The following is a 12,656-nucleotide window of genomic DNA, read 5'->3' on the forward strand; positions in this document are numbered from 1 at the left end:
CCGTCACAGCTCCTGACCCGGCCAGCCCAGCAGGCGGGCGCCGATGACGGCGGTCTGGAGGGTGTAGCGCTGGGCCGGGTCGCCGGGGTCGGCGCCCGTGAGGCGGTGGACGCGGTCGAGCCGGTAGGTCACGGCCCGGACGCTCAGGGAGAGCCGCCGGGCCGTCTCGGCGGCGACGCAGCCGGTGTCGAAGTACGCCGAGAGCGTGTCGATCAGCGGCCGGGCGCCGCCCCGCGCCTCCTGGAGCGGGCCCAGGACGCTGACCACCAGGTCGGCCATGGCCTGGCGGTCACGGGTGAGGACCGGATAGACGAGCAGGTCGGCGGCGCGCAGGACCGGGTCGTTCAGGTCGAGCCGGGCCGCCAGGTCGAGCGCGTTCAGGGCCTCCTCGTACGAGTGGACGACACCGCCCGGCCCCGAGTGGGCGCGCCCGAGGGCGACCTGGCCGCCGTCGGTCGCCGCGTACGCCTGCTTCGCGAAGAAGGACAGCACCTCCTGCTGGTCCGCCGGGGCGACGCAGACGAGGCGTCCCTCCTTCGTGGTGATCAGGATGCGCCGCCGGCCGAACCGGGCCGTGAGGGCCGTCTCGACGGTCCGGGTGACGGACGCCCCGTCCTCGTACGGCTCCCTGCCCTGCGCCACGGCCACCGCGTGCGCGTGGGCGAGCAGCAGGCCGAAGCGCTCGGCGCGCTGGGCGAGGCGCCCCAGGTCGCTCCGCCCGTACAGCAGGTCGTCGATGAACTCGCGTCGTGACGCCTCCTCCTGACGCACGGCCAGGAGCCCCGCCCGCTCGTGCCCCTCCGCGAAGGCGTCCACCGCCTGCTCGACGGCGGCGAGGAGGTGGTCGACGGAGGCGCGCGGCAGGTCCGTCCGCAGCTCCCCGGCGGCCGAGAGGTGCGCCCGTATCAGGGCGCGCAGCCCGACCCCCGCCTCGGCGGCCCGCTCGCCGCGGTCCCGCAGCGTCTCCAGCTCGTCGCGGGTCAGCCGCCGGCCCGTCGCCGAGGCCCCCGCCAGGATCTCCGCGTACCCCTCCAGATACTCCTCGGACATCACCCGTTCCACCATCGGACTCCCCGCCCCTTCTGCCTCACTCGAACCCCCTCGACGCACCGGCCCGGTCGCGGCCGGGCACCGCCCAGGGGCGGCCACCGGCATCAAGGATGCGTCAAGATTGCCGGAAACCGGCAATGCGAACAAGTAGATGGCCATGCCACGATGGTTCCACGGAGAGCACGTCCACCGGCGGGACGCCGTGGACGGGCAACGACAGCCGCGCACCGAGGGGGAGGGAAACACGATGAGTGAGTCCCCGACCGGTGCCCGCTTCCCGTCCGGTGCCGGTTCCCCGGTCCGTACCGATCTCCTCGTCCGTGCCGGTTTCCCGGCCCACGAACGCTTTCCGGCCGGCTTCCGCTTCCCGTCCGGCGACCGTCTCCCGGTCGCGCCGGCGTGCCGCGGCCTCGCGCGGCGCACGGCGAAGCTCTTCCCCGACGAACCGTAGCCGTCCCGGGAGGACTCCGGTCCCCGGGCACGGCTCCTCCACGGCCGGCGGGCGACAGCGCCCGCGCGGGGCGGCCCCGTCGCGGCCCCCCACCGGCCCGCGGCGCGGACGCGACGCCGCCCTGCTCTCCCCTCTCCTTCCTACACACGGGGTTTTCCATGGATGCCATCACCCTGGGCATCGGCGTGCTCGTCGCCGTCGTCCTGCTCTTCGTCCTCGTTCTCGTCCTCGTGGTCGGCAGACTGTTCCGCAAGGTGGAACAGGGCAAGGCGCTGATCGTCTCGAAGATGCGGAAGGTCGACGTCACCTTCACCGGACAGGTCGTCCTGCCCGTGCTGCACAAGGCCGAGGTCATGGACATCTCGGTCAAGACCATCGAGATCTCCCGCACCGGCCGCGACGGCCTGATCTGCCGGGACAACATCCGCGCCGACATCCGGATCTCCTTCTTCGTCCGCGTCAACAAGACCGCCGAGGACGTCATCCGGGTCGCCCAGGCCATCGGCACCGCCCGCGCCAGCGACAAGGACACCCTCCAGGAGCTGTTCAACGCCAAGTTCTCCGAGGCCCTCAAGACCGTCGGCAAGCAGCTCGACTTCACCGACCTCTACACCAAGCGCGAGGAACTGCGCTTCCGGATCATCGAGATCATCGGCATCGACCTCAACGGCTACAGCCTGGAGGACGCGGCCATCGACTACCTGGAGCAGACACCGCTGGGCCAGCTCGACCCCGGCAACATCCTCGACGCCCAGGGCATCCGCAAGATCACCGAGCTGACCGCCGCCGAGAACGTGCGCACCAACGAGTTCCGCCAGCACGAGCAGAAGGAGATCACCCGGCAGAACGTCGACGCCCGCGAGGCCATCCTGGAGCTGGAGCGGCGCCAGGCCGACGCCGAGATCAAGCAGAAGCGCGAGATCGACACCGTACGGGCCCGCGAGGAGGCCGAGACCGCCCGGGTGGTGGAGGAGGAGCGGCTGCGGGCGCAGAGCGCCTTCCTGAAGACCGAGGAGCAGCTCGGCGTCCAGCGCGAGAACCAGGCCCGCGAGGTCGCGGTCGCGCAGAAGAACCGCGAGCGGGTCATCGCCGTCGAGAACGAGCGGATCGAGAAGGACCGCCTCCTGGAGGTCATCGCCCGCGACCGGGAGACCGAACTGACCCGCATCTCCGCCGAGAAGGAGGTCGAGGCGGAGCGCCGGGACATCGCCGAGGTGATCCGCGAGCGGGTCGCGGTGGACCGCACGGTCGCCGAGCAGGAGGAGTCCATCAAGCGGCTGCGGGCGGTCGAGGAGGCCGAGCGCAACCGTCAGGCGATCGTCATCGCCGCCGAGGCCGAGGCCCAGGAGCGGCTGGTCAAGGACATCAAGGCCGCGGAGGCCGCCGAGCAGGCCGCCGTGCACCGGGCCGCCGAGGAACTCACCCTCGCCGAGGCCCGCAACAAGGCCGCCGACATGGACGCCCGCGCCAAGATCCGTCTCGCCGAGGGCGTCCAGGCCGAGGCCGCAGCCGAGGGGCTCGCGGCGGTCCAGGTCCGGGACAAGGAGGCCGACGTCATCGAGAAGGCGGGCCGCGCGGAGGCCGAGGCCACCGAGGCCCGGCTGCGCGCCGAGGCCGCCGGTGCCCGGGAGAAGGCGCTCGCGGAGGCCGAGGGCGCCCGCGAGAAGGCCCTCGCCGAGGCCACCGCGATCGGCGAGAAGCTGAAGGCCGAGGCCGCGGGCCTGACCGAGAAGGCGGCGGCGATGGCCGCCCTCGACGAGGCGTCCCGCACCCACGAGGAGTACCGCCTCCGCCTGGAGGCCGAGAAGGAGGTCCGGCTCGCCGGCCTCGACGTGCAGCGGCAGGTCGCGGAGGCGCAGGCCACCGTCCTCGCCACCGGCCTGGAGAACGCCGACATCAACATCGTCGGGGGCGAGTCCGTCTTCCTCGACCGGCTCGTGCAGTCCGTCTCGCTCGGCAAGTCCGTCGACGGCTTCGTCGGCAGCTCGCGGACCGCGCAGGCCCTCGCGGGCCCGTGGCTGGACGGCTCGCAGCCCTTCACCGAGGACCTGACGAATGTGCTCGGCTCGCTCTCCAGCTCCGACGTGCGCGACCTCAGCGTCTCGGCGCTGCTCGCGAAGCTCATGAAGTCCGGCGCGCTCGACGGCCACCTGCCGACGCCGTCCGCGCCGGTCGAGACCGCCGCGCTGAACGGCGCGGCCAAGGACTGACCGCCCACGGGGGGGTGGTCAGCACGGGTCCGGTGCCGGCGAACGGGGGAGTGGCCGGCACCGGACCCGCAGTCACTACGGTACAAGGGAGCACAGGAATGAGCGGCGGAATCGACCAGGACACGTACGCGGTGCTCCGCGACCGCCTCACCGCGCAGGCCGGGGAACTGGCCCGGCGCGCCGAGGCGCTCAACACCGCCCGTACCGCCGCCTTCGGCTCCGGCGGACTCGCCCTCACCGGCACCGACCGGGTCCGCACCGAACGCCCCGGGACGCTCCTCGACGTCGCCGCCGTCGGGGACGGCGTCCTGCTCTTCGGCGGCCGCGCGGTCGCCACGGGCGGCGAGGGACCGGCGGTGGCCGACGTCCTCACCCTGCACGACCGGGACCTGAACCAGCTCCCCGGGGACGCGGTCCCCGGCCTCCTGGACGACCCCGGCTTCCTCCGCGAGTTCGCCGCGCTGCACCGCTACTTCCGGGGCGCTCGACTGCTCCGGCTGCGGCGCGTGGAGGACCGGCTCCTCGCCGTCTTCCGGACCGGGGAGAAGGCCGACGACCTGCGGGTGCTGCGCTGGGCCCTCGAACCGTCCGGCGGGGCGCGCTTCCTCGACGCCCGGGGCGAGCGCGACCACGTCCTCCCGCCCGCGCACGACCTCGACTGGACGGAGAGCACCCGGGACGACCACGTCTCCGGGCGCCACCCGCACATCTCGCTCGGCGGACGCCTCTACGTCTCCACGACCGGCGGGGCGCTCACCGTCAAGACGGAGAACGACCCCGAGACCGCCGACGGCATCCACACGGAGCCGGTCGACGAGCCGCTGCAGTCCCTCGCCGACGCCGAGGTCGCCCACGCCGTCGTCGGCGCCCTGACCCTGATCCGGGTCCGCCCGTACAAGGAAGACGCCGTCCGGTACCTCGTCTTCAACGCGCTGACCGGGAGCGTCGTCCGGCTCGACGGCATCGGGCAGGCCTGTCTGCGGCTGCCCGACGACGAGGGCGTCGTCTTCCCCGGCGGCTACTGCCTCTCCTCCGGGGCCGTGAAGACCTTCGACACCGACACCTCCGGCCTCGCCTTCGACCGGGCGGTCCGCTCGCCCAACGGCGAGGACCTCCTCTTCGCCTTCCACGCCGAGGCCGAGGGCCGGGGCCTCCTCCTGCCGTACAACCTGATCCGCAAGGAGATCGCCACCCCGCTCGCCTGCCGGGGACACGCGCTGCTCGACGACGGGACGATGGTCGTCCTGCGCGGCGAGTCCGGCGAGCCCGGCCGGGTCCACCCCGTGCAGGTCTGGAAGACGCCGTACGTCTCCGACACGCACGTGGCTCCCGTGAGCGACGACCCGCTGGCCCGCATCGGCAACGCGGACCTCGTCCGGGGCGTCTCCGACTGCCTGTCGATCGCCCGGCAGGCCACCGAACTCACCCCCGCCGGCGAGGTGTACGAGGCGCTCGTCGCCGCCTGCGAGCGGGCCGCCGACGTCCACCACTGGCTGGGCGACCCGGAGACCGGGGACCTGCGCACCCCGCTGACCGAACTCCGGGCCACCGCCGGGCAGGTCCTCGACGAGTTCGCCACCGTCACCACCCTCACCCGGCAGGCCGCCGACGCCCTCGCCGGGGCCACCGAGCGGATCGCCCGGCTCGTCCGGCGCGTCCGCGGCGAGGCGCCCGCCACGGCGGAGGAGTGGATCTCCCGCATCACCGAACTCCGGCAGACCCAGGGTCACTTGATCACCCTGAAGGAGATGCGGTACGCCGACGTGGACGCCGTCGACGCCCTCGCGGCGGACGTCGAGTCCGACATCGCCGCGGCCGGCCGGCGGGCCGTCGCCTTCCTCCGGGGCGAGGACGCCTTCGCCGGCCCGCACGCCGAGGCGGAGCGGCTCGCCGCCGAGGCCGGGGAGGTCGCCACCGTCGCGGAGACGGGCCCGGTCGCGGAGCTGATCGACGGCCGCACCACCGGCCTGCGGACCCTCAGCGAGATCATCGCCGGGCTCGACATCGGCGACGCCACCGTCCGCACCGCGATCCTGGGCCGGGTCGCCGACGTCCTGGGCGTCCTCAACCGCGCCCGCGCCGTCCTCGCCGCCCGCCGCGCCGAACTCCTCGACCGGGAGGGCCGGGCGGAGTTCGCCGCCGAGTTCGCCCTGCTCGGCCAGGCCGTCACGGGCGCGCTCGCCGCCGCCGACACCCCCGACCACTGCGACGACCAGCTCGGCCTCCTGCTCCTCCAGCTGGAGAACCTGGAGTCCCGCTTCGCCGAGCACGACGGCTTCCTCGACGACATCGCCGAGCGGCGCACCGAGATCCACGACGCCTTCACCGCCCGCAAGCAGTCCCTCCAGGACGCCCGCGCCCGCCGCGCCGAGCGCCTCGCCGGATCGGCCGACCGCGTCCTGGAGACGATCGCCCGCCGGGCCGCCACCCTGACCGGACCGGACGAGGTGCACACGTACTTCGCCTCCGACCCGATGGTCGCCAAGGTCCGGCGCACCGCCGCCGAACTGCGCGAACTCGGCGACCAGGTACGGGCCGAGGAGCTGGAGGGGCGGCTCGGCGCCGCCCGCCAGGAGGCCGGGCGCGCGCTGCGCGACCGCACCGAGCTGTTCTCCGACGGCGGCGACACCCTCCGCCTCGGCCGCCACCGGTTCGCCGTCAACCGGCAGGCGCCCGAACTGACCCTCGTGCCGTACGGGGACACCCTCGCCCTCGCCCTCACCGGGACCGACCACCGCACGCCCGTCACCGACCCGGACTTCGCCGCCACCCGCCCGTTCTGGGACCGGACCCTGCCCTCCGAGTCGCCCGCCGTCTACCGGGCCGAGCACCTGGCCGCCCGGCTGCTCGCGGAGCACGGCGCGGGCGGCCTCGCGGACGCCGACCTGCCCGCGCTGACCCGGTCCGCCGCCGGGGCCGCCTACGACGAGGGGTACGAGCGCGGGGTCCACGACCACGACGCGGCGGCGATCCTGGAGACGCTGCTCGCCCTCCGCGAGGGGGCCGGACCGCTGCGCTACCCGGCGGCGGCGCGGGCCGCCGCCCAGCTCTTCTGGGCCCACACCGCCGACGACGAGGCCCGCGAGCAGTGGACCCGGCGGGCGGTCTCGCTGACCCGCGCCCGCGACCTCTTCGGCGCCGCGTCGGCCGTCGACGGGCTGCGCGACGAACTGGCCGGGGAGATCGGGGACCCGGTGGCCGCCGAGTACCTGATCGAGGAACTCGCCGCCGCCCCGTCCGGCTTCGCCGTCTCGGCGGCTTCCCGCACCCTGCTCGACAAGTTCCGCCGCACCGTGGGCGGTTCCGCGTACGACGACGCCCTCGCCGGGCTCGCGGACCTCGGCGCGCGGCGCCAGCTGGTCGAGGCCTGGCTCACCGCCTACGCCTCCGCCTCCGGCGAACCGCTCGACGGGGACGTGCTCGACGGGGGAGCGCTCACCGAGGCCGTCGCCGTCGAACTCTGCCCCGGACTCGCACGGTACGAGGTCGACGCCCCGACCACCGCGACGGTCACCGGACTCCTGGGCGCCCACCCCCGCGTACGGAACCGCTCGCTCGACCTGCGGCTGGACGAGTTCCTCACCAGGACACGGGAGTTCGCCACCGGCGACGTGCCCGCCTTCCGCGCCTACCAGGAGCGCAGGACGCGGCTGGTCGCGGCCGAGCGGGCCCGGCTCCGCGTGGACGAGTACCGCCCCCGGGTCATGTCCTCCTTCGTCCGCAACCGGCTCGTGGACGAGGTCTACCTGCCGCTCGTCGGCGACAACCTCGCCAAGCAGCTCGGCGCCGCCGGGGACGCCAAGCGCAGCGACTCCCACGGCCTGCTGCTGCTCCTCTCCCCGCCCGGCTACGGCAAGACCACCCTGATCGAGTACGTCGCGGACCGCCTCGGCCTGCTCCTCGTCAAGGTCGACGGACCGGCCCTCGGGCAGCGCACCACCTCCCTCGACCCCGCCGAGGCGCCCGACGCCACCGCCCGCCGGGAGCTGGAGAAGATCGCCTTCGCGCTGTCCGCCGCCAACAACGTCCTGCTGTACGTGGACGACATCCAGCACACCTCGCCGGAGTTCCTCCAGAAGTTCATCCCGCTCTGCGACGCCACCCGCACCCTGAACGGGCACGACCTGCGGGGCAAGCGCTTCGCCGTCTGCATGGCCGGCAACCCGTACACCGAGTCCGGGCAGGCCTTCCGGGTGCCCGACATGCTCGCCAACCGGGCCGACGTGTGGAACCTCGGCGACGTCCTGACCGGCAAGGAGGACGTCTTCGCGCTCAGCTTCGTCGAGAACGCCCTCACCTCCCACCCGGCCCTCGCCCCGCTCGCCGGACGCGACCGGGCCGACCTGGAGCTGCTCGTCCGGATCGCGTCCGGCGACCCGACCGCGCGCCGCGACCGGCTCGTCCACCCGTACGCCCCGGCCGAGCTGGAGCGGATCCTCGCCGTCCTCGGCCGGCTCCTCACGGCCCGCGAGACGGTCCTCGCCGTCAACGAGGAGTACATCGCCTCCGCCGCCCGCAGCGACGCGGCCCGCACCGCGCCGCCGTTCCGGCTCCAGGGCTCCTACCGCACCATGAACAAGATCGCGGCCCGGATCTCGCCCGCCATGAACGACGCCGAGCTGGCCGCCGTGATCGACGACCACTACACCGCCGAGGCCCAGACCCTCACCACCGAGGCCGAGGCCAACCTCCTCCGCCTCGCCGAACTCCGGGGCACGCTCACCCCCGAACAGGCCGCGCGCTGGGCCGAGGTGAGCGCCGCGTACGTCCGCGCGCGGGCGCTCGGCGGCTCCGAGGACGACCCCCTCGCCCGCGCGGTCGCCGCCCTCGGGCTGCTCGCCGACCGGGTCGCCGCCGTCGAGTCCGCGATCGACCGGGCGGCGGACCCGAGGAACCTGCTGCGGGCCCCGCGCCACGGCTGAGGGGGGCCTCACATGAGGAGCGCGCCCGGGTCCCGGACCAGCGGGGCCGTACCGACGGAATTGCTCACGTTGAAGGTGACGCTCCCCGCCCGGTAGCGGTCCTCGGTCCACTCGATGGGACGGCCGTCCGGATTGCTGGTGAGGTGGCGCTGGCGCAGGAGGGGGCTGCCCCGGCGCACGCGGAGCAGCCGGGCGTCGTCGCTGCCCGCGGGCACGGCGTCGATCAGGTGCTCGCCGTAGTGGGCGACGATCCCGGCCTCCTCCGCCATGCTGTCCATGATCGAGGCGCAGTCGACCGGCAGCGCCTCCACGGCGGGGGCGACCCAGGCCGCGTACGCGGTGCGCTCCACCATCACCGGCTCCCCGTCCAGGTACCGCAGCCGCAGCACGTCCAGGACCCCGGCCCCCTCCGGCAGGACCAGCCGGCGCGCCTCCTCCGGGGTGGCGGGGCGCCGCTCGCGGTGCAGGAAGCGGCTCGTCGCCCGGTAGCCCATGGCCCGCGCCCACTGGGCGAAGCTGTGCAACTCGGCGAAGCTGTGCCGGCGCTCGCGGCGGAGCACGATGCGGCGGGCGCCCTGGCGGGAGCCGATCAGCCCCTCCGAGGTGAGGAGGGCGACGGCCTGGCGCACGGTGCCGCGCGAGGCGGACCAGCGGACGGCGAGGTCGCTCTCGGACGGCAGACGGGCGCCGACGGGGTACTCGCCGCTGAGGATCGAGCGGCGGAGTCCCTCGGCGATCTCCACGTAGAGCACCGGCACGGCGTCCCCCTTCTCGCACGTGACCGCGCACACCCGGTCACGGCGCGCGCTGTTCCCCGCCCACCCTAACCCGAGGCAAGGGCGGGGGAAGGCCCCGCCGGAGCATCCCAACTCCACCGCTCCCACCTGCGATTGTCCACCACCGGCTCTTCCGGAAGGCGTGGGGGACCCGTCACGCGCCGTTCACCCGCCGGACAGGACGTCCGGGCGAACTGGGGGCGTCTTGTCCAGACAAGTTTCCGCCTCGCTCCTGGGAGAACCCGTGCGCAGAACCCCCGTCCGCGGTGCCGCCGTCCTGCTCGGCGCCGTCGTCCTCACCACCGTCACCGCCTGCGGCGCCGCCCCCGAGGGCGAGGCCGGAGCGAAGGGCGACGGCGCGAAGGCCGCCACCGCGGCCTCCGCCGAGGACTTCGGCGGCCTGGACGCCCTCGTCGCGGCGGCCAAGAAGGAGGGCGCGCTCCACGTCATCGCGCTGCCGCCGGACTGGGCCAACTACGGCGAGCTGATCAAGGCCTTCGAGACGAAGTACGGGATCGAGGTCGAGAGCGAGAACCCGGACGCCTCCAGCGCCGACGAGATCGCCGCCGTCAAGTCCCGCAAGGGCCAGAAGCGCGCCCCCGACGTCCTCGACCTGGGCATCGCCTTCGCCCGCAGCGGCGCTGAGGAGGGCCTCTTCGCCCCGTACAAGGTCGCGGCCTGGGACAAGATCCCGGCGGGCCAGAAGGACGAGGCCGGCCGCTGGTACAACGACTACGGCGGCTACGTCTCCATCGGCTGCGACGCCAAGCGGATCCCGAACTGCCCGACGACCTTCGCCGACCTCCTCAAGCCCGAGTACAAGGGCAAGGTCGCCCTCAACGGCAACCCGACCAAGTCCGGCTCGGCCTTCGGCGGCGTCTACGCGGCCGCCCTCGCCAACAAGGGCTCCTTCGCCGACATCCAGCCCGGCATCGACTTCTTCGGCGAGCTGAAGAAGCGCGGCAACTTCATCCCCGTCGAGTCCACCCCGGCCACCGTCGAGAAGGGCGAGACGCCCATCAGCATCGACTGGGACTACCTCAACGCCGGCTACGCCGACCAGTTCCGGTCCAAGGGCGTCGACTGGAAGGTCGCCGTCCCCACCGACGGCGTCTACGCCCAGTACTACTCCCAGGCGATCAACAAGGACGCCCCGCACCCGGCGGCCGCCCGCCTGTGGATGGAGTTCCTCTACGGCGCCGAGGGCCAGAACCTCTGGCTCAAGGGGTACGCCCGCCCCGTCCTGCTCCCGGCCATGACCGCCGACGGCACCGCCGACAAGACGTTCGTCGCCAAGCTGCCGAAGGTCGAGGGCACCCCCTCCTTCCCGGCCTCCGCCGAACTCGACAAGGCCAAGGCCACCCTCGCCGAGAAGTGGGACAAGGCCGTCTCCTGATGTCCTCCGCCTCCTCCACCCCCACCACGGGAACCGCCTCCACGACGGAGGCCGCTCCCGCCACGGGAGCCGCCGGCGGCCCGCGCCGCCGGCGGCGCGGCCCCCGCCCCTGGCTCGCCGCCCTCCCGCTGATCGCCTTCACCGCCCTGTGCTTCGGGCTCCCGCTCGGCGCCCTGCTGTACGGGGCCGTGACCCGCACCGACCCGGCCACCGGAGCCACCGCCCCGACCGGCGAGCACCTGGCCCGCTCCCTCCAGGGCCCCTACCTCGGCTCCCTGATCGGCAGCGTGCAGCTCTCCGCCCTCACCGCGCTCCTCGGCTCCGTCCTCGGCGTCCTCATCGCCCAGGCCGTCGTCACCTCCCGCTCCCGGGCCCTGCGCGGAGCGGTCCTCACCGCCTCCGGCGTCCTCGCCAACTTCGGCGGCGTTCCGCTCGCGTTCGCGTTCATCGCGACCCTCGGCATCTCCGGCGTCGTCACCCAGCTGGCCGACCTCACCTCCCTCGGCTGGAACCTGTACTCGTTCACCGGCCTCACCGTCGTCTACCTGTACTTCCTGATCCCGCTGATGGTCCTGGTCATCGCCCCCGCCCTCGACGGCCTGCGGCCCCAGTGGCGCGAGGCCGCGCGGAACGCGGGTGCCGGCGGGTGGCAGTACTGGCGCCACGTCGGCCTCCCGGTCCTCGCGCCCTCGCTGCTCGGCGGGTTCGTCCTGCTCTTCGGCAGCGCCTTCGCCGCCCACGCGACGGCCGCCGCGCTCGTCGGCGGCTCCGTCCCCCTGGTCACCCTGAAGATCGCCGACGCGCTCTCCGGGAACGTCCTGGTCGGCCAGGAGAACGTCGCCCTCGCCCTCGGCCTCGACATGGTCCTCGTCGCCGGACTCGTCATGGCCCTCTACCTCCCCCTCCAGCGCAGGAGCGCCCGATGGCTGCGATGACCCCCACCGCACCGGACACCGCGCCGGACACCGGGGCGCGGACGGCCCGGCCCGCCGCTCCCGCACGGAACGCCCGCCCCCGCCCCCGGGTGTGGCGCGGACTCGTCCTCGGCCTCGGCGGCGCGTACTTCCTGGTCCCGCTGATCGCCTCGTTCGTGTTCACGGTCCACACCCCCGGCCAGGGCGTCTCCTTCGCCGCGTACACCGAACTCCTCGGCGCCGAGGGCTTCCTGAGCAGCCTGACGCTCTCCCTCGGCCTCGCCGCCGCCACGATCGCGCTGTCCCTGCTGCTCGCCGTGCCCGCCCTGGTGGCCGTGCGGCTCGGCGCGCCCCGGCTGCGCCCGGTGATCGAGGTGCTGTGCACCCTGCCGCTCGTGGTGCCGCCGATCGCCCTGGTCACCGGCATCACCACGGTCCTGCGCTGGGGCCCCGACCACCTCGCGCGGACCCCGCTCTACCAGACGTTCCTCGCCGTCCAGAACGAGGACTTCCCCGTCGTCCTGGTCCTCGCGTACACCGTCATGGCCCTGCCGTTCGTGTACCGCTCCCTCGACGCCGGACTGCGCGCCGTCGACGTCCCGACCCTCGTCGAGGCCGCCCGCAACTGCGGGGCGGGCCGGACGTACGTACTGGTCCGCGTGATCCTGCCCAACCTGCGGCCCTCGCTCGCGGGTGCCGCGTTCCTCACCCTGGCCCTGGTGCTCGGCGAGTTCACCGTCGCCTCGCTGCTCGGCTTCCGGCCGTTCGCGGTGTGGATCGTCTCCGTCTCCGGCGCCCAGGCCCGGATGTCGGTGGCCGTCTCCCTGCTCAGCCTGCTCGTCACCTGGGTCCTGCTGCTCGTCCTGTCCCGGGCGGGAACGGCGCCGACCGGCCCCCGCCCCGCTCGCCGTACCGCCCCCAAGGAGTCCTGACCCGC

7 protein-coding genes are annotated in these 12,656 nt (G+C 74.0%); 5 read left to right on the plus strand and 2 right to left on the minus strand.

What is annotated here, in order from left to right; translation table 11 throughout:
- Positions 1-3: 3 nt before the first annotated feature.
- A complete protein-coding gene (locus ACIQVI_RS03230) occupies positions 4-1,050 on the minus strand; it encodes a PucR family transcriptional regulator (RefSeq protein WP_403590362.1) in 1,047 nt (348 codons plus the stop codon).
- 609 nt (positions 1,051-1,659) lie between these two features.
- Here ACIQVI_RS03230 and ACIQVI_RS03235 point away from each other — a divergent pair.
- Together ACIQVI_RS03235 and ACIQVI_RS03240 are read left to right on the plus strand one after the other, a co-directional pair.
- Complete coding sequence (locus tag ACIQVI_RS03235) at positions 1,660-3,711, plus strand: flotillin family protein (protein ID WP_403590365.1); 2,052 nt, start codon at positions 1,660-1,662, stop codon at positions 3,709-3,711.
- A 98-nt stretch (positions 3,712-3,809) separates the two neighbouring features.
- Positions 3,810-8,633: a DNA repair ATPase gene (locus tag ACIQVI_RS03240; protein WP_403590368.1), complete on the plus strand. Its 4,824-nt coding sequence runs from the start codon at positions 3,810-3,812 to the stop codon at positions 8,631-8,633.
- An 8-nt stretch (positions 8,634-8,641) separates the two neighbouring features.
- Here the strand turns inward: ACIQVI_RS03240 and ACIQVI_RS03245 are convergent, their stop codons facing one another.
- Complete coding sequence (locus tag ACIQVI_RS03245; protein WP_403590371.1) at positions 8,642-9,391, minus strand: GntR family transcriptional regulator; 750 nt, start codon at positions 9,389-9,391, stop codon at positions 8,642-8,644.
- Positions 9,392-9,686: 295 nt separating this feature from the next.
- Here ACIQVI_RS03245 and ACIQVI_RS03250 point away from each other — a divergent pair, with 295 nt between their 5' ends.
- From ACIQVI_RS03250 to ACIQVI_RS03260, 3 genes are read left to right on the plus strand one after another with little or no spacing between them, the layout of a single operon-like run.
- The gene (locus tag ACIQVI_RS03250; RefSeq protein WP_403592229.1) at positions 9,687-10,805 is read left to right on the plus strand and encodes an ABC transporter substrate-binding protein; all 1,119 of its coding nucleotides are present in this window, start codon (positions 9,687-9,689) and stop codon (positions 10,803-10,805) included.
- Positions 10,805-11,740 (plus strand): ABC transporter permease, encoded by a 936-nt coding sequence (locus ACIQVI_RS03255; protein WP_403590374.1) that lies wholly within the window; start codon positions 10,805-10,807, stop codon positions 11,738-11,740. Before ACIQVI_RS03250 ends, ACIQVI_RS03255 begins: the two co-directional genes overlap by 1 nt.
- The gene (locus ACIQVI_RS03260; RefSeq protein ID WP_403590377.1) at positions 11,728-12,651 is read left to right on the plus strand and encodes an ABC transporter permease; all 924 of its coding nucleotides are present in this window, start codon (positions 11,728-11,730) and stop codon (positions 12,649-12,651) included. The genes ACIQVI_RS03255 and ACIQVI_RS03260 overlap by 13 nt, the downstream gene beginning before the upstream one ends.
- Positions 12,652-12,656 lie beyond the last annotated feature (5 nt).

The sequence above is a fragment of the Streptomyces sp. NPDC098101 genome, from assembly GCF_044760185.1.
Classification (GTDB): domain Bacteria; phylum Actinomycetota; class Actinomycetes; order Streptomycetales; family Streptomycetaceae; genus Streptomyces.

What these genes read in the sequence shown, in the direction of transcription:
- ACIQVI_RS03235 (WP_403590365.1), top strand. Translation starts at nt 1,660, where the DNA reads ATGGATGCCATCACCCTGGGCATCGGCGTGCTCGTCGCCGTCGTCCTG.
- ACIQVI_RS03260 (WP_403590377.1), top strand. Translation starts at nt 11,728, where the DNA reads ATGGCTGCGATGACCCCCACCGCACCGGACACCGCGCCGGACACCGGG.
- ACIQVI_RS03240 (WP_403590368.1), top strand. Translation starts at nt 3,810, where the DNA reads ATGAGCGGCGGAATCGACCAGGACACGTACGCGGTGCTCCGCGACCGC.
- ACIQVI_RS03255 (WP_403590374.1), top strand. Translation starts at nt 10,805, where the DNA reads ATGTCCTCCGCCTCCTCCACCCCCACCACGGGAACCGCCTCCACGACG.
- ACIQVI_RS03230 (WP_403590362.1), bottom strand. Translation starts at nt 1,050, where the DNA reads ATGTCCGAGGAGTATCTGGAGGGGTACGCGGAGATCCTGGCGGGGGCC.